The following is a 19414-nucleotide window of genomic DNA, read 5'->3' as shown; positions in this document are numbered from 1 at the left end:
GGCAGGTCGATGACTTCCAAGCGCAATTCCAAAGCACCCGCCGGCATGGTTCGTGTGCGCGGCGCCCGCGAACATAACCTGAAGAACGTTGATGTCGATATTCCGCGCGATGCGCTGGTGGTGTTCACCGGTGTCTCCGGTTCGGGCAAGTCGTCGCTGGCGTTTTCCACTCTGTATGCCGAGGCCCAGCGTCGGTATTTCGAATCGGTGGCGCCGTACGCGCGGCGGTTGATCGATCAGGTCGGCGTGCCGGATGTCGATTCCATCGAAGGACTGCCGCCCGCCGTCGCTTTGCAACAGCAGCGCGGCACGCCGAGCGCGCGTTCGTCGGTGGGCAGCGTGACGACGTTGTCGAGCCTGATCCGCATGCTCTATTCCCGGGCCGGGAGTTACCCGCCGGGGCAGCCAATGCTGTATGCCGAGGATTTTTCACCGAACACGCCGCAGGGCGCCTGTCCGGAGTGTCATGGACTTGGTCGCGTCTATGAAGTCACCGAAGCGCTGATGGTGCCGGACCCGAACCTGACCATCCGCCAGCGCGCCGTGGCGTCGTGGCCCTTGGCGTGGCAGGGGCAGAACCTGCGCGACATCCTGGTGACCATGGGCATTGATGTCGATATTCCCTGGAAGAAACTGCCGAAAAAGCAGCGCGACTGGATTCTCTTCACTGAAGAAACGCCGACGGTGCCGGTGTACGCCGGGCTGACCCCGGAAGAAACCCGCGTCGCCCTCAAGCGCAAGATGGAACCGAGTTATCAGGGCACCTTCACCGGCGCGCGGCGCTACATCCTGCACACCTTCACTCACTCGCAAAGTGCGCTGATGAAGAAGCGTGTTTCACAGTTCATGCGCGGTAGCCCGTGCCCATTGTGCGAGGGCAAACGGCTCAAGCGCGAGGCGTTGTCGGTGACCTTTGCCGGCTACGACATTGGCGAGTTGTCGCAGATGCCGTTGCTGCAAGTGGCCGAAGTGCTGCGGCCTGTAGCAGCAGCAAATTATCTGGAACAGGCCGAGGAGAGCGGCGACACCCTCAGCCATGCGCAAACCCGCGAGGCCCGTCAGCAGCGGGTCGCCCATGGCGCGAGCGGTCACGCCAGCGCGCCGGACGTGCGCCATACGCCGAACCTGTCGCTGGAAAAGCGTCTGGCGGCGCAGCGCATCGCTGAGGATTTGCTGGAGCGGGTCAGCACCCTGACCGATCTCGGCCTGGGTTATCTGGCGCTGGAACGCAGTACGCCGACGTTGTCGTCGGGCGAGTTGCAGCGTTTGCGCCTGGCCACGCAATTGGGTTCGCAGCTGTTCGGGGTGATTTATGTCCTGGACGAACCGTCTGCCGGCCTGCATCCGGCGGATGGCGAGGCGCTGTTCGAGGCTTTGCAGCGGTTGAAGGCGGACGGCAACACGCTGTTTGTAGTCGAGCACGATGTCGAAACCATGCGCCGCGCCGACTGGCTGATTGACGTCGGTCCGGCGGCGGGCGAGAAGGGCGGGCGCGTGCTGTACAGCGGTCCGCCTGCGGGACTCGCTGATGTTGCAGATTCGCAGACCCGCGCCTATCTGTTTGCCGAAAACCAACGCCCTGAGCGCGCCGCGCGCAAGCCCAGCGGCTGGCTGAAGCTGGACGGCGTCACGCGCAACAATCTGAATAATCTCAGCGCCGAATTCCCCTTGGGCTGCTTCACCTCGGTGACCGGCGTATCAGGTTCTGGCAAATCGAGCCTGGTCAGTCAGGCCTTGCTGGAACTGGTCGGCGCGCAGTTGGGCCGTCCAGTGGCCGAGGCCGAGTCGGAAGAACCGAGTCTGGAAGATGACACGCCGCCGCCCAGCACTGGCCAGATCAGCGCCGGCCTGGAGTCGATCAAACGCCTGGTGCAGGTTGATCAGAAACCCATCGGACGCACTCCGCGCTCCAATCTGGCGACTTACACCGGGTTGTTCGACAACGTGCGCAAGCTGTTCGCCGCAACTCCCGAAGCGCAAGCGGCGGGCTATGACGCCGGGCAGTTTTCTTTCAACGTCGCCAAGGGCCGTTGCGCTACTTGCGAGGGTGAGGGGTTCGTCAGTGTGGAATTGCTGTTCATGCCAAGTGTGTATGCGCCGTGCCCGACCTGTCATGGCGCGCGGTATAACCCGCAGACGCTGGCGATTCTCTGGCAGGGCTTGAGCATCGCTCAGGTGCTGCAACTGACTGTCGATGAGGCGGTGGCGGTGTTTGCCGAGCAGGCGGGGATTCGTCGTTCGCTGGAGGTGCTGCGCGATATCGGTCTGGGTTACTTGCGCCTGGGGCAACCGGCCACGGAGCTCTCCGGCGGTGAGGCGCAGCGAATCAAACTGGCGACCGAGTTGCAGCGCAGCCAGCGTGGCGCGACCTTGTATGTGCTGGATGAGCCGACCACGGGATTGCACCCGAGGGATGTCGATCGCTTGCTGGAACAGCTTGATACGCTGGTGACGGCGGGGCACACGGTGATTGTGGTCGAACACGAAATGCGCGTGGTCGCGCAGAGTGACTGGGTGATCGACATCGGCCCAGGGGCCGGCGATCAGGGCGGCAGGATCGTCGCCGCCGGCACACCGCAGAAAGTCGCGACGAGCAAGAAGAGCAAGACTGCGCCGTTTCTGGCTCGGGCTTTGAGCCGATAACTGCAGCGCCTTGCTGGCCGCCATCGCTGGCAAGCCAGCTCCCACAGGAATTCAAGTTGTTGCCGAAAGTGTGCGCACACTGATGCCCCCTGTGGGAGCTGGCTTGCCAGCGATGGCGCCAGTTCAGGCGCCATCCAGCGTGCGGCGGACCTTGTCGAGCAGTTCGCTGATCTGGAACGGTTTGACCAGCATGTCCATGCCGGTGCCGAGGAAGACCTGGCGGTTGAGCGCGGTTTCGGCGTAGCCGGTCATGAACAGGATCGGCAGCCCTTCGTGCCAGCCACGGGCAACATCCGCCAGTTCACGGCCGCTCATGCGCGGCAGGCCGACGTCGGTCAGCAGCAGGTCGATCGACGGGTCATTCTGCAAGCGCTCCAGCGCCGATTCGATATCCGCCGCTTGCGTGCAGCGATAGCCGGCATCTTCCAGTACTTCGGTGACGAACAAGCGCACCGTAGCCATGTCCTCGACGATCAGCACATGCTCGCCACTGCCTTTGGCATCAGGTACCGGCACAGGCGCGTCGGCCCCGGTCGGGTCGTTGGTGCCGGGCAGCATGATCGTCACTTCGGTGCCACGGCGGGCGACGCTGCGAATGTGCGCGTCACCGCCCGACTGACGGGCAAAACCGTAGATCGTCGACAGCCCGAGCCCGGTGCCCTGGCCCAAAGGCTTGGTGGTGAAGAACGGTTCGAACACCTTGTCGATCACATTGTGTTCAATGCCGGTGCCGTCGTCGCGTACCGACAGCGCCACGTACGCGCCATCGGCCAGATTCGGATCGCCGTGGGAATAAGCGGCGTAAGTATTGACCCAGATATTGCCGCCGGAGGGCAGGGCATCGCGGGCGTTGATCACCAGGTTGAGCACGGCGCTTTCCAGCTGCACCGGGTCGACCAGCGCAATCGCCGGTTTGTTGGTCAGTTCCAGCTTGAGGGTGATGCGCTCGCCGATGGTGCGCACCAGCAATTCTTCCAGCGAGCGGACATGCTCGTTGATGTCCACCGGCCTGGTATCGAGCGGCTGCTGACGGGCAAATGCCAGCAGACGATGGGTCAGCGAGGCCGCGCTCATCGCTGAGTTCAGCGCTGCTTCGGTGTAGAACTGCACCTTGTCCAGACGCTCATCGGCCACGCGTTTCTGGATCAGTTCCAGACTGGTGATGATCCCGGTCAGCAGGTTGTTGAAGTCGTGGGCGATACCGCCGGTGAGCTTGCCCAGTGCATCCATTTTCTGCACTTGCAGCAATTGCGCTTCGGCGTGCACGCGCTCGGCGACTTCCTTGGCCAGCTGCGTGGTGGTGTCATCCAGCCGCGCCAGATGCGAGCGCTCGCGGTGGCGGTGTTCGGTGACATCCTCGACGAACACCAGGCTGAGCTCAGGCGTGCGATACGGCGAAATCTGCCATTGCGTCTCGCGAATCTCGCCCTGCACGCGCATGTTCAGCGTGCCTTTCCAGCGCTCGCCGTCGACCAGACGCAGACGCAGTTCATCGAGGATCGAGCATTGATCTTCGGCGAAGCATTCACGCAGCGCCTGCGGGTCGCGGTTATCGACGATCAATTGGGCAAATGCGTGATTGCATTCATGCACTTTCAGATTGGCATCGAGCACGGCGATCGGCGCCGAGACGTTAGCGAAGATCTCGCGGAAACGCGCCTCGCTTTCGCGCAGGGCATTTTCCGTGTCGCGCACCCGCAGCAGGGTACGCAGCGTCGCCAAGAGCACATCCGGGTCAACCGGGTGAATCAGATAGGCATCGGCGCCCGCATTGAGGCCGGTGATGATGTCGCCGGTCTGGATCGACGCCGCTGACACATGAATCACCGGCAGCAGCGCAGTGCGCGGGTCGGCGCGCAACAGGCGGACGATGTCGAAACCGCTCATGTCCGGCAGGTTGACGTCGAGGATCAACGCATCGAGGGCTTCGCTCTCGATCAGGGCCAGGCCGTCGCTGCCGGTGCCGGCTTCGAGCACCGTGTAGCCATGGCGCTCCAGGCGTCGGCGCAGGGCGTAACGGGTGGCGACGTTGTCATCGACGATCAACAGGCGGATGTCACGATTCATCGACGTTCTCCAGAGCGATCGCCAGCGGGATGATGACAAAGAACGTCGAGCCCACGCCCGGCGTACTGTCTACCCCGACTTCACCGCCGAGCAGGGCGGCGAAACGCTTGCACAGTGACAGGCCCAGGCCGGTGCCGCGCAGGCGTTTCTGCAGCGGTGAATCGACCTGGGAGAAGTCTTCGAACAGCGTGTCATGCAGCTCGGCCGCGATGCCGATGCCGGTGTCGCTGACAGCAAAGCGCACCTTGTCTTCACCTTCCAGTCGCGCCGACACGCGCACTTCACCACGGGTGGTGAATTTCAGCGAGTTGGAAATGAAGTTGCGCAGGATCTGCCCGAGCTTCTTGTCATCGGTATACAGGCGCGGCAGGCCCAGCGGCTCTTCGAAGATCAGATCCACCGCCGAAGCATCGACGATTGGCCGGAACATCCCGCGCAGGGCCGAAAACAGGTCGAACATGTCGAACCAGGCTGGCGAGATGCTGATTCGCCCGGCTTCGATCTTCGCCAGATCGAGCAGGTCATCAACCATGTCGCTGAGCTCGCGGGCAGCAGTGCTGACGAAGGCTACCTGCTTGTGCTGTTCAGGGCTGAGCGGGCCGTCGAGTTCGTCGGCCAATAAACTGTTGATGCTCAGAATCGAGCCCAGCGGTGTACGAAATTCATGGCTCATGTACGACAGGAAACGGCTCTTGAGATCCGATGCCTGACGCAGTTCTTCGGCCTGATTGTCGAGCTCGGCGTACAGCGCCAGAACACCCTGGTTGGTTTCATCGAGTTCTTCGCGCAGGGCAGTGGTTTCGCGCTGCAACTGAGCGATGAGCGCCGCCTGTTCAGCAGGGCTCAGGGTTGTCGATTCAGCCATGGGTGGCCTCCAGGTCAACGACCAGCACCGTCACGTCATCGCGGCCACGACAGAAATCGCGGTGCAGGACGCTGGCTATCACGGCAGGATGGCGATGCACCAGGCCGGGGTAATCTGCAAGATTCCAACGGGACTGTAGGCCGTCGCTGTACATGATCAATAAATGTCCGTTCACGTGAGCATAGTCAAAGGGTTTGGCTTTACGGTACTGGCCGCCAACGATACCGGGGTGTGAGGCCAGACCGCGGGATTTGCCAGGCTCCAGCAGACTGGCGCCGATGTTACCGACACCGGCGAACGTCAGGCCGTCGCGCTGGCTGTCAAACTGGGCGAACGCCACGGCGCCACCGCGGGTGCCGAGCATTTCCTGATGCAGGTCTTCCATCAATACCACAGGATCGGCAAACGGTGCCCGGGCGAATGCCCGGGCACCGGCCTGGCCGGCACGTTCGGCGTCCTCGCCGTGGCCGAGGCCATCGACCACCAGCGCGCTGATCCGCGAACCTTCATACGCCAGATGCCAGACATCACCGCAGGCCGGATCTGCATGCAGCGAATGCTGGCTGACGCCGAAGCGGATATCCGTCTGACGATCGTTGCGCGGAAAAATTCGCGCCAGCAACACCGCGCCACGGTGGTCGGCGTAGACATCGAAGACATTGGTCTGCCGCGATACGGCGCCGAGGCCGATGCCCTGCGTACCGCCAGTGGAAAAGCCATCCGCCAGACAGGCATCCAGATCAAAGCCCTGCGCCCGATCCACGGTCTGCATTTCGATGCCGAAGCCGTTATCCGGCCGAGCCAGTACACGCAGGTGAAATTCACCACGCTGGGCATGCTTGAGCACGTTGCTCGCCAGTTCGGTCGCGACCAGCGCCACGCGGCCGGCATCGTTTTCGTCGAAGCCATGCTGCTCGGCGAGTTTCTGCGCGGTGCGCCGGGCGTGGCCGATCTGGCTGCTGTCCTCGATCGGTAGAACCTGGGTCAACGACCCGGTGATATTCATGTCCATCGTGTGATCGTAATGCGCGTGCCTTTGCCGGGCTCAGTGTCGAGTTCGAATTCGTTGACCAAGCGCTTGGCGCCGGTCAGGCCGAGGCCTAGTCCGCTGCCGGAAGTCCAGCCGTCGGTCATCGCCAGTTTGATGTCGGGGATACCCGGGCCTTCGTCGCGGAACGTGATGCGCAAACCGATCCGGCCGTTTTCCTCGAGGATCTGCCAGTCCATGTCGCCGCCGCCGCCGTAGACCATGGTGTTACGCGCCAGCTCGCTGACAGCGGTCACCAGTTTGGTCAGGTCGATCAGGCGCATGCCGCATTCGGTGGCGAGTTTGCGCGTGGTCTGGCGGGCCAGCACTACGTCCTGTTCAATGAGAATGGGTTGCGTACCGCTACTGCGCACGGTCATTGTGCAAGTACTCGTTCCCGCAGCAGTTTCATCCCGCGTTCGACGTTCAGGGCGGTGCTCACGTCTGGCAAAGTCATGCCCAGCTCAACGAGCGTGATCGCCACTGCCGGCTGCATGCCGACCAGCACGGTTTTGGCGTCCATGATTTTCGACAGCCCGGAAATGTCGCCGATCATGCGCCCGATGAACGAATCGACCATGTCCAGCGCCGTGATGTCGATCAGCACGCCCCGGGCGGATGTCCGGCTGATGCGCTCGGACAGATCGTCCTGCAGGGTCAGGGCGAGTTGGTCATGCATGTCGACCTGAATAGTCACCAGCAAGATATCGCCCATTTGAAGAATCGGAATACGTTCCATGGTCAAGCCGTCTTGACGAGGCTGACACCCAAGCGGGTCAGGGCCAGTTTCAATGCGTCAGCCAAGTTGGCCTTGGTCACTACGCCTTGCAGATCCAGACCCAGGTGAACGATGGTTTGGGCAATCTGTGGACGCACGCCGCTGATGATGCAGTCAGCGCCCATCAGGCGGATCGCGGTCACGGTTTTCAGCAAGTGCTGGGCGACCAGGGTGTCGACGGTTGGCACGCCGGTGATGTCGATGATGGCGATTTCCGAACCGGTGTCGACGATGCGTTGCAGCAGCGATTCCATGACTACCTGGGTGCGTTGCGAATCGAGGGTGCCGATCATTGGCAGGGCGAGGACGCCATCCCACAGCTTGACCACCGGAGTCGACAGTTCCAGCAATTCTTCCTGCTGACGCTTGATCACCGCTTCGCGGGATTTCTGGAAGGTGCCGATGGTGTGCATGCCGACCGTGTCGAGCAGTTCGGAAACTTCCAGCAGTTGCTCGGCGAGCAGTGCCGGCTGGTCCTGATAATGGTTTTGCAGCAGGGCGAACAGCGGACCTTTCAAGGCGAAGATGAAGTTGGCGGTTTGCTGGGAATCCTGGCCGAGCAGGGCGCGGCTCTGCGACAGCTTTTCAAGGAACTGACGGGTGTCTTCCCAGCCTGCGGCGGCAATCTTGCTGCCGTTGCCGTTTTCCAGACCGGCCAGCAGCAGGCCGAGCAAGTCGCGGGTTTGCTGCGCGAGGTCGTGTTCCTTGAGATTGCGCGTGGCGCCGCTGGCTTCGAGGCGTTTGGTCCACTCGCTCAACAGCTGAGTCTGGTTGTTCTTGATTGCTTCAACTGTGCTGTTCTGCAGTGCTGCCATGTGCGTGTCGCTCCGTTACGTGTAGGGGCCGGCTCGGCGAAATGAGCGGCGCGAATTGACTGACATTTGCCGCTTGAAATAGTTGTTCGTCTGACGCTGGATTTTTCTGCCTGCCGCGTTTGAACGCCCCGCTAACTCTAATCGGCGTAGCAACAGGTAACGATCTTTTGAACGAATCTGCGGCGTCAGGCTTCGAATCTGCATGCCCAACGTTTTCCAGTCGTGCTGGAAGAAGGAGGCAGGACTATGAATGAGGTGGATATGAACGAGCAAGCGCCGCAACAGCAAAATCAGTCCTCAGAGTCAATTAACCGCAACGACCCGGCCATCGACCCGCAGACACCGGGACAAAATACCCCCGCGCCGGCTGAACAAGGACAGGCGGACAGCGCGGCTGCCGAGGTCGATCAGAAGCAGCATCACAATGACAACAGCAACGACTTCAGCCCCGGCTTCAAGCCTGACCCGGACCGTCCTGAACCGGGCGAGAGCACCGACGCCGATATCGACACCGATGGCGGTTGATCGCTGAAACGCAGAAAGGCCGCATCGAAGGATGCGGCCTTTTTATTGCCGGGCGGTTACTTGCTCGGATGTTTGGCTTGCAGCTCTTTGGCGTGGGCCAGGTGTTTTTCCAGCGCTGGCAGCATCTTCTGCGCGAACGCTTTCAGTTCAGTGGCGCCTTTGGCCTTGTCATCGGTCACGGTGTTCGCCTGTTTCTTGAACAGCTCGATGGTTTCTTCGTGAGCCTTGACCTGGTTGTTGGCGTAGGCCGCATCGAAGGATTCATCGCGCATGTCGAGAATCTTTTCCTTGGCCTGCTTGACCAGGGTGGTGTCGTCAGGGACTTCGATGTCATTGGTGGTCGCGATCTTCTTCAGCTCTTCATTGGCCTTGGTGTGATCAGCGATCATTTGGTTAGCGAAGGCTTTGATGTCGGCTGACTGGCTTTTTTCCAGTGCCAGCTTGCTGGTTTCGATTTCGGCGATGCCACCAGCGGCGGCATTGTCGACAAAGTCGTTGTCGGTCGCGGCAAAGGCGCTGCCCATGCCGGCAGACAGTGCAACAGCCAGAGCGAGATGACGCAGGTTGAATCCGTCCATTGGGTATCTCCACGCAGGTTTTTGTGAGCGTTATCCAATGGAGCGAAGGCACAAGCCAAAGGTTTTATCGCATTTACGAGAGGGCGACGAACGGCAACCGCTGGTCTGACGGGGTGTCGACAGAAGCCATTGCGCAAGGCCATGCTGATAAAGAGTCAGCGCATCGGTCGCGCTGGTTGTCGATCAATTTGATGGAGGTGTTTCATGCCGGTTTCACATGATCTGTATCAGGACCTGGGCTGCAAGAAGGAAGAGATCGAGCAGAAACGCTCCGAGGATCCGAAGCTGGATTCGCTGCTCAACAAGTATTTCGACGTGGATAAAGCCGTGGTCGAAGCCGAGAACGCCCAGTCAGACGCCCCCACTGACGACGAATTGAAAAAGCTCAAAGAGAAGCGCGTGATCGTCAAGGAACAGATCGTTGCTCAACTCGCCGGGCAGCCGCTGACGGGACAGTAGTCCCCCGACCCGTGGTCATTTTTTGAAGGGAACGGCTACGGCCAATGGCACCTCCAATGTGCAGAGTCTGCAAACCATCGACTCGTTGCGAGGTGCCTTATGAACGACCCCAAATTCCCCAGTGAAGAGCAGGGTGGTTTCGACCCGATACCTACCCGTCCTGAACCGAACAGCCCGGCGCATACCACTGCGCATCCGGAAAAAACCGTGAAGGAACTGCCGGAGGATGAAGATCCGGAGAAGTTCGACCGGTCCGGCAACTGACAGACCGCTATCGCTGGCAAGCCAGCTCCCACAGGTTCATCTGGTGAACACATATTTGGAGTTCACACGGACACTGTGGGAGCTGGCTTGCCAGCGATAGCGTCGGTCCATACTGCGAAAATTTTGCTGTTTTACTTCAGCGCCGCATCCAACCCCATTCGCCCCATATGCATGGCCTTCAACGAGCCGAAATACAACCACTGCCCATACTCGCGCACCGTGGTAATCGGCGAATAATTGCCTTCGCTCGCGTCCTGCAGATTGGCAATCACCTTGCCGTCCAGATCCAGTCCTAGTACAAACCCGCGCTTTTCGACAGGCTTGGGCAAAACCGTCAAAGCCCGCACGATCATCTTGCGCAAAAACGGATGTTCAGCCGTGCCGTCGAGCAAGGCATTGCGCGGCGCATACAGCGCTACCCAAAAGCGATTGCTGCCATTGAACGAGAGGTTGTCCGGAAGCCCCGGCAAGTTGTCAATGAACACATCATGGGTACCGGCCTTCGGCCCGCTCAGCCAGTAGCGGCTGATGCGATAAGCGCCGGTTTCATTGACCAGCACATAGGCTTCGTCCGGACCAAGAGTAACGCCATTGGCGAACTGCAACTTGTCGAGCAAGACGCTGGTCTTGCCGGTTTGAAAGTCGTAGCGCAGCAGACGTCCGTCGGCGCCGTGTTCAATGATCGCCTCACCGTCATGGCCATAGCCCCAGCGGCTCGAGGCATCGCTGAAGTAGGCGTAGTGGCCTGACTTGTCGACCGCCACATCATCGGTAAATCCAAATGGCACGCCGTTGGCCTCGGTGGTCAAGGGGATCACGCGGCCTTGTGCATCCAGCGACAGCAAACCCTTGATCGCATCGGCGATCACCAGCATGCCGTTCGGATGACGCGCCAGGCCCAATGGACGGCCACCGGTGTCGGCCAGGACCTTGCGCTGCGTGCCGTCGAGGCTGCTGCGGATCAGCCGGCCGTCATGCAATCCGGTGATGAGGAATTCGTCTTCCAGCAGCAACGCCTCAGGCCCTTCGATGTCGCTCGGCCCGACCTTCACCACAGCTTTGAGGCGCTGGTTGTCCGCGTAGATGCCTTCTTTCAGCGAGGGCGCCGGTGATGGTGTCCATGCTACCGGTTCGACTTTGGTTGGCAGCAACAATAAGAAGGCGATGACCAGAGCGATCAGCAGGCACAGCACATAACGTAATTTCACGCGCTGGCCCTCGCCGCGCCGATGTACTGCGCGGTCGTGTCGCGCAGGGCAAGCATGGACGCGGCAGACTCGCGCTCGATACGCCGCCTGAGCAGCAGGCGATTGGCGAGACGCATGAGCAAACGGTCAAAGCGATATTCCAGCGTGCGCACGAAACGCGTGCCGCCAGCCTCCGCCGAGCACTCGTAAGTCAAACGCAGGGAGAGGCCCTGATCACTTTGCGCGCGTGCGCACCAGCGCCGGCCCGGCAGGTATTCAGTGACTTCCCAGCGCAAGTGGCCGGCACGTCCGCCGGCATGGATGTCCTCTTCGAAACGCGCACCGGCATGCAGTGGACCGTGCGGACCGTCAATCTTCAATGAGGAGGGATGCCAGTCCGGCCAATGACTGACGCTGGCGGCATAAGCCAGCACGGCGACCGGTTCGCCGGCGATATCGATCTGGTGCTGCATGCGCGTCATGGGCATTTTCGAATAACTCAGAGGGGCGGGTTCCGGCTCGCGGTACAGCGTGCCGAACAGGTAGTCCATCAAGGGCAGAACGATGTTGAAATTACGCTCCTGCATGCGCTCGCGGCGGTGATGCAATTCGTGCAGACCGCGCATCTGGCGGATCCATGGCAAGCGGGTCAACGGATTTTGCGGTGGCAGATGTTCACAGGCATGGAATACCTCATAGAGCAAATAACCGAGCACCATGCACCCGGCAAACAGCCCGGCGACATTGGCGTTGACCTGCGCGAGCAGCCACCAGAGGGGCAGGGTGATCAATAGCGTATGAATGACGATCAGCCAGGCTGGAAACAGAATCACTCGCCAGTCCCGCGCGCTGTCGTAGGTCATGTGGCCGGGGGTGAAGAAACTGTGATGATCGCCGGCATGCCGTGCATAGAACATCTTTGCGAAAGCTTTTTTGTGATGGCCCAGATGACGATGGACCATGTACACGCCGAAGTTGAACAACAACAGGCTCAGCGGCACGGTCAGCCATTCCAGCCAGCTCACTGAATGCACCGTGCGCCAGAACGCAGCGACGGCGAAAACGCCGAACAGCAACACGAACGCGCCATGCAACCACGGGTTGTATAAAGGATGAATGGCCGCACGGTAGCGGCTGCGGAATGCCTCGGTGGTCTGCCTCAACGCTTTCACCTGCGGGTATTGTTGTTATACCCGGCAGATTAGCCGATCCGCTGACTTGTGCAGGGCGAACCTTGCGGCCTTAAGCGCCATGCTCTGGACTGAAGCTGTCCGTCAGCTCAACGGATTCCAGCGTTGCGACCAGTCGTCATCGGTGCGGATCACTTCGCGCAACAGATCGAAGGCCTGTTGCAGCACGGCCGAGTCGCGATCACGGGAATACACCAGATAGGTCGGATAACCGAATTCCGGCGCTTTGGTGACGGCTTCCAGCGCGCCGGTCTCCAGATAAGTGCGCACGACCCGGGTGCGGAAATAGCCGCTGCCGCCATGCTCGAGGATGTATTGCAGGGCCAGCGGGCCAAGGTTGAAGCTCAGCGCGGCTTTGGCTTTTTCCGGCAGGGCGGCGTCGTGCTGACGACGAAAGTCCGGTCCCCAATCGATGTAGACGTAAGGCTCCGGACGCTCGGGCGCGCGCACCAGAATCAGTTTTTCCTCCAGCACTTGCTCGACCTGCAATCCCGGCCAGTATTCCGGTTGATAAACCAGCGCTGCATCAAGCACACCGAGCTCAAGCTGGCGCAGCAGATTCTCGCCGTCGCGAATCTCCATGCGCAGAGCGTGCCCGGGAATTTTCTCGCGCAGCTCCGCCGCCCAACTGAGCATCAAAGGGTTGCACAGGCTGACCTCGCCACCGATGTGCAGAACGTTGTGATAACCCTCGGGCAGCGGCAAGTCGCGGCGCGCGGCTTCCCAGGTCTGTACCAGTTGATTGGCGTACACCACGAACGCTTCGCCATTAGCCGTCAACTTCGCCCCGGCGCGATTGCGCACGAACAGCGTGCTGCCCAGCTGGCCCTCGAGTTTCTGCACCCGTGCGGTGATCGCCGTTTGCGTGACGAACAACTTCTGCGCGGCGGCGGCAAGACTGCCGTGGCGGACGATTTCGAGGAAAGTGCGGGCGAGGTCGATGTCCATGGGGCGGGGCCGATATCTGAAGGTGGGGCGCATTGTAAGTCAAAAGTCCCTCTCCCCAACTTGAAAGCAACAACGGATTGAACCGCTGAAAATTGCGTTTAAGTCCTACGGAAACAGGAACGTTTTGATCAGATGAGGGGATATTTCTGACGACTTTTTCAGGTTGGTCGTCGGACGCCGGATCTATAGGATCAGTCCTGACATTGAAGTCATCGAGCGCACAGATCGCTCTGGACCTGGACAAAGGATGGACTATGCGAATCCCACTGATTGAAAGCCATACACCTGCTTACTCGCCTCGCCATTACTGGCGCGACGACCGCGCGAGATGCCCCTCGGAGGACGTCGCCATGCCGACCGTCAAAGCGCCCCGGCTCACGGGCTTGAGGAAGCTCGAGGGCAAGCCTCTGGAACTGCTTTTGCGTGGGCAGGACACCGGCGACGACCCGATGCTCATCCTGCGCTGCACAAGCGAAGGATTTGAGCTGCTCGATGTGGTCAACATGATCGCAACCTGCGAGCTGTACCAACAGGGAGAGATGGTCAAACGTATCACCGGCAAATCTGTGAGAACCGTGCGACGTCTGCTCAAGGAAGGCGCGTCGGTGCGCCTGGACACGCCGCAGAGCATCATTGCCTACCAATATGCCGCTGCGCTGGAACTGGCCATCGAAGTATTCGGGCGTCAGGCCAAGGCCGAATCATGGCTGCAGCAACGCGCTACTTACTTCTACGGTTATGTGCCGCTCGATCTGGTTGGAAATGCGTTGGGCTTCAGGATGGTGGAGGAGTATCTGAACCAGATCAAATACGGGGTTTATCAATGAATCCCTTGCCCTGGGATGATCGCTGGTACGCGTGGCGGCTGGATCGCGAGGTGTACAGCGAGACCTGGGACAGCGGCCTGGGGTCGAAACGGGACGGCGGTCGCTGGAATACGCCCGGCCGCAGAGTCGTTTATGCGTCGGTCGACCCCTCCACGGCGATACTGGAGGTGGCCGCCCATGGCAGCTTCGATGCACTTGATCAGGAGCCCTATGTATTGACCTGTTTTGAAATCACCCACGACGCCAGCGTCAGAATCGTGCAACCGGAAGATGTGCCCAATCCGCATTGGCTCACCCCGATCAAAACCTCACCCAACCAGCGAAAGTTTGCCGATGCACTGTTGGATGAACATCCATTTATTCTGGTGCCTTCGGTGGCCACCCGACACTCGTGGAATTTGCTGGTGAGTTGCGATCTGGCGGAGGGTCAGTTCAGGATGGTTTCGCAAGAGCGGTTTGGGCTGGATACGCGGTTGTTGCAGGAGGGTTGATCGTACCTACGCGAACGGAGAGCGAAGCCGAGGCCTGCGCTGATCCCCTTGCATGAACGACAAATCCCGCCAGAAGGGCGGGATTTGTTTGAACCAGGCTGCTTCTTACGAAGGGAACAGCTCGGACAGTTTCATCGACAGCATCATGTCGCCTTCAACGCGCAGCTTGCCGCCCATGAAGGCCTGCATGCCGTCGGTTTCGCCGCTGACGATGTCTTTCAGGGTCTGGCTGTCCAGCACCAGCGTGCAGTTGGCGTCCGGGTTTTCGCCTTCCTGAATGTTGCAGGTGCCGTCTTTGACGATCAGTGCGTATTGCTTGTCTTCGTCGGTGATGTTGAAACCGAAGACCAGATCCAGACCGGCAGCGGCGGCTGGGTTGAACTTGGCTTGCATTGCTTTTACGGCATCAGCTACGGAGGTCATGGTTCGATCCTTTCTTGGTCATGGGAGCTGGGTGGTTACAGCCAGGGTCACAGTAAGCCGGACTCAGCGAAAAGTGATGAGTTCCGGGGCCTTCAGCAGTTGCAGGTGTGCGTGACTGTTGAAGGAAGCCAGGGCCACCTCGCGACCACGAAACTTCAGTTGGTTGAGCGAGGTGTTGACGATTTGCCAGTTCAATTCAAAGGCCTGTCTGGCAGGCATTTGCGTAATCAGATGGAGCAGGGCAGTGATGGTGCCGCCGGAGGTGAACACGGCGATTTTCTGGTTCTTTTCCGCCAGGTCTAGGATGCGGTGCAAACCGGCCTGAACCCGCTCGACGAAACCCAGCCAGCTTTCCAGTCCGGGTGTGTCGTAGGTGCCGGCGAGCCAGCGCTCGACGATCAGGGCGAAGATGCGCTGGAATTCACCACGGTTTTGCGCGGCGTTGCGCAGGATGTCGAGGGCCTCCGGTTCTTCCGGCAGCATGGCCGGGAGCAGGGCGCGGATCACCGCATCGGCATCGAATTCGTTGAAAGCGGAATCGGTTTCAAGGACTGGAACCGGCAGGCCTCTGGCGCTGAATTGCTCCAGTGCACTGCTGGCGGTGTGCTGTTGGCGGCGCAGATCACCGGCAAGGCAACGATCGAAGCTGATACCAAGGTCGGCGAGGTGCTGGCCGAGGATTTCTGCCTGACGCACACCGGTCGGCGACAGCACGTCGTAATCGTCTGCACCAAAGGAGGCTTGGCCATGTCGTATCAAGTAGATGCTGCCCACGTCCGCGTCGTCCCGGTACGTTGAAGGTCAGGCGAGGTTATGAGGATGGCGTAAGGCTGTCAATGAAAAAACATACGCTTGTTTGAAATGCCCGTTACAGGCGTGTTGCCAGAGGTTTCACGGCTGGCCGACGAGCCGACGCATGGGTATGCTGGAGCCATTCCGCGTGTAATACACCGTCACGCATTGCTTTGAGGAGTCTCTGTGGATTTTTTCACCGAATACGCCAGCTTCCTGGCCAAGACCGTCACGCTGGTGATCGCCATTCTCGTGGTGCTGGCCAGTTTCGCTGCGTTGCGCAGCAAGGGCCGGCGCAAATCGGCGGGCCAGTTGCAGGTCAGCAAGCTCAACGATTTCTACAAGGGGCTGCGTGAACGCCTTGAGCAGACCTTGCTCGACAAGGATCAGCTCAAAGCGCTGCGCAAGGGCGAAGCGAAAACGGAAAAAAGCGCGAAGAAGCAAAAGAACAAGCCTGAGACCAAATCCCGGGTGTTCGTGCTCGACTTCGACGGCGATATCAAGGCTTCCGCCACCGAGAGCCTGCGCCACGAGATCACCGCACTGCTGACCCTGGCCACGCCGAAGGACGAAGTAGTCCTGCGTCTGGAAAGTGGCGGCGGCATGGTGCACAGCTACGGTCTGGCGTCGTCTCAACTTGCGCGAATCCGTGATGCGGGCGTGCCACTGACAGTTTGTATCGACAAGGTCGCAGCCAGTGGCGGTTACATGATGGCCTGCATCGGCGACAAGATCATCAGTGCACCCTTCGCCATCCTCGGTTCGATCGGCGTGGTCGCGCAATTGCCTAACGTCAATCGCCTGCTGAAAAAGCACGACATCGACTTTGAAGTGCTGACCGCAGGTGAATACAAACGCACACTTACCGTGTTTGGCGAAAACACCGAAAAGGGCCGCGAGAAGTTCCAGGAAGACCTCGACATCACCCATCGCTTGTTCAAAAACTTCGTCGCCCGTTATCGCCCGCAACTGGCGATCGATGAGGTGGCGACCGGTGAGGTGTGGCTCGGTATCGCTGCGCTGGAAAACCAACTGGTGGACGAGCTCAAGACTAGCGACGAATACCTGGCGCAGAAAGCCAAACAGGCGGAGGTCTATCATCTGCACTACGCCGAGCGCAAAAGCTTGCAGGAACGCATCGGCATGGCCGCCAGCGGTTCGGTAGACCGCGTGCTGTTGAGCTGGTGGAGTCGCCTCACTCAGCAACGCTTCTGGTAAACACCAGGCATAAAAAAACGCCGGTCAATGACCGGCGTTTTTTTGTCCGCAATAAACCCGCTGGCTTAGCGCCGACGGAACAGCGGCAGCGGTTCGTCACTGGCGGCCTGGTAGGTCACCGAGAAGTCCTTCAGACCTTCCAGTGCTTCGTACGGGTCTTTATCCGCGCGAATGGCAAAAGCGTCGAAGCCACAGCGGTGCATGTAGAACAGCTGGTCCCGCAGCACGTCGCCAATCGCGCGCAGCTCGCCTTTGAAACCATAACGGTCACGCAGCAGACGGGCATTGGAGTAACTGCGGCCATCGGTGAACGCCGGGAAATTCAGCGCGATCACTTGAAACTCACCGACGTCTTCACCGATTTCTTCGGCTTCCTCGTCAGCATCCAGCCACACGCCCAGACCGCCGTCGCGGGCCTTGAGCATGCGGCTGTGCTCGCGCCACAGCTGCAGCGGCACGATCAGATCGTCGCAGTTGCTGATTTCATCGATATTGAAATCCTTCGGCAACAGGTGCCAGGTTTCGTCGACGACTTCGTTGTTCTTAATGATTCGCTGCATAGACGCGTTCCTTGAAGAGGTCGATGCCAATACGCTGATAAGTGTCGATGAAGCGCTCGTCTTCGGTGCGTTGTTCAACGTACACGTCGATCAGCTTGGAGATCACGTCAGGCATGGCTTCCTGTGCGAAGGACGGGCCGAGGATCTTGCCCAGGCTCGCATCACGGCTGGCGCTGCCGCCGAGGGAGACCTGATAGAACTCTTCGCCTTTCTTGTCCACGCCGAGAATGCCGATGTGGCCAACGTGGTGGTGACCACAGGCGTTCATGCAACCGGAGATGTTCAGGTCCAGCTCGCCGATGTCGAACAGGTAGTCCAGATCGTCGAAGCGACGCTGGATCGATTCGGCAATCGGAATCGACTTGGCGTTGGCCAGCGAGCAGAAGTCACCACCGGGGCAGCAGATGATGTCAGTCAGCAGGCCGATGTTCGGCGTGGCAAAACCGCCTTCACGCAACTCGCCCCACAGGGTGAACAACTGGCTCTGCTCGACATCGGCAAGAATGATGTTCTGCTCGTGGGAGGTGCGCAGTTGACCGAAACTGTAGCGGTCGGCCAGATCGGCGACGGCGTCAAGCTGCTTGTCGGTAATGTCGCCCGGGGCAACGCCGGTCGGCTTCAACGACAGCGTCACAGCGACATAGCCCGGCTTTTTGTGCGCCAGGGTGTTGCGGCTGCGCCAGCGGGCGAAACCGGGATGCTCTTGGTCCAGATCGGCCAGTTGCGTAGTCTGGTTGTCGAGGGTTTTGTAGTCCGGGTCGACGAAATGCTTGGCGACGCGATGCAGTTCAGCCTCGGTCAGCGTGGTCTGGCCACCGCGCAGGTGCTCCATTTCCGCATCGACTTTCTGCGCGAACACTTCAGGCGTGAGCGCCTTGACGAGGATCTTGATCCGCGCCTTGTATTTGTTGTCGCGACGGCCGTAGCGGTTGTACACCCGCAGGATGGCGTCGAGATAGCTCAGCAGGTCTTGCCACGGCAAGAATTCATTGATGAATGCGCCAACCACCGGCGTACGACCGAGGCCACCGCCGACCAGCACGCGGAAGCCGAGCTCGCCAGCAGCGTTATGGACAGGTTCCAGACCGATATCGTGGACTTCAATGGCAGCGCGGTCACTGGTCGAACCGTTGACGGCGATCTTGAATTTGCGCGGCAGGTAGGCGAATTCCGGGTGGAACGTGGTCCACTGACGGACGATTTCGCACCATGGACGCGGGTCGATCACTTCATCGGCGGCGACGCCGGCAAACTGGTCGGTGGTGACGTTGCGCAGGCAGTTGCCGCTGGTCTGGATGGCGTGCATCTGCACGGTCGCGAGTTCAGCGAGGATGTCCGGGATGTCTTCAACCGCCGGCCAGTTGAACTGCACGTTCTGCCGCGTACTGATGTGGGCATAGCCCTTGTCGTAGTCGCGGGCGATCTTCGCCATCATGCGCACCTGGCGCGAAGTCAGCTGGCCGTAAGGCACGGCCACGCGCAACATCGGCGCGAAACGCTGGATATACAGGCCATTTTGCAGGCGCAGGGGGCGGAATTCTTCTTCGCTCAGCTCACCTGCCAGATAGCGTCGGGTCTGATCACGGAACTGCTTGACGCGGTCCTCGATGATCCGCTGATCGTACTCGTCGTATACGTACATATAAGTCCTGTTCTCAGGCTTGGGCTTCTCGGAAAACGCTGCGTTTTCGCTTGCTGGAGTCCGATATTGCCTCTGCAATTCTGCGCGCACGGCCGCGCACTCCGTCACGGAGCCG

General features: G+C 60.2%; 20 protein-coding genes and 2 pseudogenes. 7 read left to right on the top strand and 15 right to left on the bottom strand.

Going from position 1 to position 19414, the window contains the following annotated elements; all coding sequences use genetic code 11:
- Window positions 1-9 precede the first annotated feature (9 nt).
- Window positions 10-2643, top strand: coding sequence for an excinuclease ABC subunit UvrA (locus BXA01_RS03415; protein ID WP_076563212.1), 2634 nt, complete (start codon window positions 10-12; stop codon window positions 2641-2643).
- Window positions 2644-2766: 123 nt separating this feature from the next.
- Here BXA01_RS03415 and BXA01_RS27545 read toward each other — a convergent pair.
- The 7 genes and pseudogenes from BXA01_RS27545 to BXA01_RS03385 all read right to left on the bottom strand — a co-directional run.
- Window positions 2767-3477, bottom strand: a pseudogene (locus BXA01_RS27545) (response regulator); the annotation flags it as partial.
- Between the two features lie 249 nt (window positions 3478-3726).
- A pseudogene (locus tag BXA01_RS27540) lies at window positions 3727-4710 on the bottom strand (response regulator); the annotation flags it as partial.
- Window positions 4700-5575 carry a sensor histidine kinase gene (locus BXA01_RS03405; RefSeq protein ID WP_076563211.1) on the bottom strand — a complete coding sequence of 292 codons (876 nt, stop codon included), beginning with the start codon at window positions 5573-5575 and terminating at the stop codon, window positions 4700-4702. The gene BXA01_RS03405 and the pseudogene BXA01_RS27540, both read right to left, overlap by 11 nt.
- Entirely contained in the window at window positions 5568-6581 is a 1014-nt protein-coding gene (locus BXA01_RS03400) for an ATP-binding protein (protein WP_076567639.1), read from the bottom strand. The genes BXA01_RS03405 and BXA01_RS03400 overlap by 8 nt, the downstream gene beginning before the upstream one ends.
- The gene (locus BXA01_RS03395) at window positions 6578-6982 is read right to left on the bottom strand and encodes an anti-sigma regulatory factor (protein WP_076563210.1); all 405 of its coding nucleotides are present in this window, start codon (window positions 6980-6982) and stop codon (window positions 6578-6580) included. The genes BXA01_RS03400 and BXA01_RS03395 overlap by 4 nt, the downstream gene beginning before the upstream one ends.
- The gene (locus tag BXA01_RS03390) at window positions 6979-7341 is read right to left on the bottom strand and encodes an STAS domain-containing protein (protein ID WP_056785183.1); all 363 of its coding nucleotides are present in this window, start codon (window positions 7339-7341) and stop codon (window positions 6979-6981) included. Before BXA01_RS03390 ends, BXA01_RS03395 begins: the two co-directional genes overlap by 4 nt.
- A 2-nt stretch (window positions 7342-7343) precedes the next feature.
- Window positions 7344-8195 (bottom strand): STAS domain-containing protein, encoded by an 852-nt coding sequence (locus BXA01_RS03385; protein ID WP_041478684.1) that lies wholly within the window; start codon window positions 8193-8195, stop codon window positions 7344-7346.
- Window positions 8196-8456: 261 nt separating this feature from the next.
- On the opposite strand from BXA01_RS03385, the gene BXA01_RS03380 reads away from it, so the two are divergent.
- Window positions 8457-8720: a hypothetical protein gene (locus BXA01_RS03380; protein ID WP_038862096.1), complete on the top strand. Its 264-nt coding sequence runs from the start codon at window positions 8457-8459 to the stop codon at window positions 8718-8720.
- Between the two features lie 56 nt (window positions 8721-8776).
- Here the strand turns inward: BXA01_RS03380 and BXA01_RS03375 are convergent, their stop codons facing one another.
- Entirely contained in the window at window positions 8777-9298 is a 522-nt protein-coding gene (locus tag BXA01_RS03375) for a DUF4142 domain-containing protein (protein ID WP_056785185.1), read from the bottom strand.
- Between the two features lie 204 nt (window positions 9299-9502).
- Between BXA01_RS03375 and BXA01_RS03370 the strand changes: the two genes are divergently transcribed.
- Both BXA01_RS03370 and BXA01_RS27070 read left to right on the top strand, forming a co-directional pair.
- Window positions 9503-9757: a DUF465 domain-containing protein gene (locus BXA01_RS03370; protein WP_041478686.1), complete on the top strand. Its 255-nt coding sequence runs from the start codon at window positions 9503-9505 to the stop codon at window positions 9755-9757.
- A 99-nt stretch (window positions 9758-9856) separates the two neighbouring features.
- Window positions 9857-10021 (top strand): hypothetical protein, encoded by a 165-nt coding sequence (locus tag BXA01_RS27070; RefSeq protein ID WP_016774471.1) that lies wholly within the window; start codon window positions 9857-9859, stop codon window positions 10019-10021.
- A gap of 131 nt (window positions 10022-10152) precedes the next feature.
- Here the strand turns inward: BXA01_RS27070 and BXA01_RS03365 are convergent, their stop codons facing one another.
- From BXA01_RS03365 to BXA01_RS03355, 3 genes are all read right to left on the bottom strand, one after another.
- A complete protein-coding gene (locus BXA01_RS03365) occupies window positions 10153-11229 on the bottom strand; it encodes an SMP-30/gluconolactonase/LRE family protein (RefSeq protein WP_076563209.1) in 1077 nt (358 codons plus the stop codon).
- A complete protein-coding gene (locus tag BXA01_RS03360) occupies window positions 11226-12371 on the bottom strand; it encodes a sterol desaturase/SRPBCC family protein (protein WP_076563208.1) in 1146 nt (381 codons plus the stop codon). Before BXA01_RS03360 ends, BXA01_RS03365 begins: the two co-directional genes overlap by 4 nt.
- A gap of 111 nt (window positions 12372-12482) precedes the next feature.
- A complete protein-coding gene (locus tag BXA01_RS03355; protein WP_056785192.1) occupies window positions 12483-13346 on the bottom strand; it encodes a LysR family transcriptional regulator in 864 nt (287 codons plus the stop codon).
- 350 nt (window positions 13347-13696) lie between these two features.
- Between BXA01_RS03355 and BXA01_RS03350 the strand changes: the two genes are divergently transcribed.
- Together BXA01_RS03350 and BXA01_RS03345 are read left to right on the top strand one after the other, a co-directional pair.
- Complete coding sequence (locus BXA01_RS03350) at window positions 13697-14173, top strand: MbcA/ParS/Xre antitoxin family protein (RefSeq protein ID WP_076563207.1); 477 nt, start codon at window positions 13697-13699, stop codon at window positions 14171-14173.
- Window positions 14170-14664, top strand: coding sequence for an RES family NAD+ phosphorylase (locus BXA01_RS03345; RefSeq protein ID WP_076563206.1), 495 nt, complete (start codon window positions 14170-14172; stop codon window positions 14662-14664). The genes BXA01_RS03350 and BXA01_RS03345 overlap by 4 nt, the downstream gene beginning before the upstream one ends.
- A gap of 105 nt (window positions 14665-14769) precedes the next feature.
- On the opposite strand, the gene BXA01_RS03340 is transcribed toward BXA01_RS03345, so the two are convergent.
- A complete protein-coding gene (locus tag BXA01_RS03340; RefSeq protein WP_076563205.1) occupies window positions 14770-15087 on the bottom strand; it encodes an SCP2 sterol-binding domain-containing protein in 318 nt (105 codons plus the stop codon).
- A gap of 63 nt (window positions 15088-15150) precedes the next feature.
- Window positions 15151-15861 (bottom strand): histidine phosphatase family protein, encoded by a 711-nt coding sequence (locus BXA01_RS03335; protein WP_041478696.1) that lies wholly within the window; start codon window positions 15859-15861, stop codon window positions 15151-15153.
- A 204-nt stretch (window positions 15862-16065) separates the two neighbouring features.
- Between BXA01_RS03335 and sohB the strand changes: the two genes are divergently transcribed.
- The gene (gene sohB / locus BXA01_RS03330) at window positions 16066-17097 is read left to right on the top strand and encodes a protease SohB (RefSeq protein ID WP_016774479.1); all 1032 of its coding nucleotides are present in this window, start codon (window positions 16066-16068) and stop codon (window positions 17095-17097) included.
- Window positions 17098-17162: 65 nt separating this feature from the next.
- Here the strand turns inward: sohB and BXA01_RS03325 are convergent, their stop codons facing one another.
- Window positions 17163-17657, bottom strand: coding sequence for a DUF934 domain-containing protein (locus tag BXA01_RS03325; protein ID WP_041478697.1), 495 nt, complete (start codon window positions 17655-17657; stop codon window positions 17163-17165).
- Window positions 17641-19299 (bottom strand): nitrite/sulfite reductase, encoded by a 1659-nt coding sequence (locus BXA01_RS03320; protein WP_076563204.1) that lies wholly within the window; start codon window positions 19297-19299, stop codon window positions 17641-17643. The genes BXA01_RS03325 and BXA01_RS03320 overlap by 17 nt, the downstream gene beginning before the upstream one ends.
- Between the last annotated feature and the right edge of the window lie 115 nt (window positions 19300-19414).

It is taken from the genome of Pseudomonas sp. B10 (assembly GCF_900156235.1).
Lineage (GTDB): Bacteria > Pseudomonadota > Gammaproteobacteria > Pseudomonadales > Pseudomonadaceae > Aquipseudomonas > Aquipseudomonas siliginis.
The sequence above is the reverse complement of the archived record's forward strand: the minus strand, read 5'-3'. Positions and strand labels throughout refer to the sequence as shown.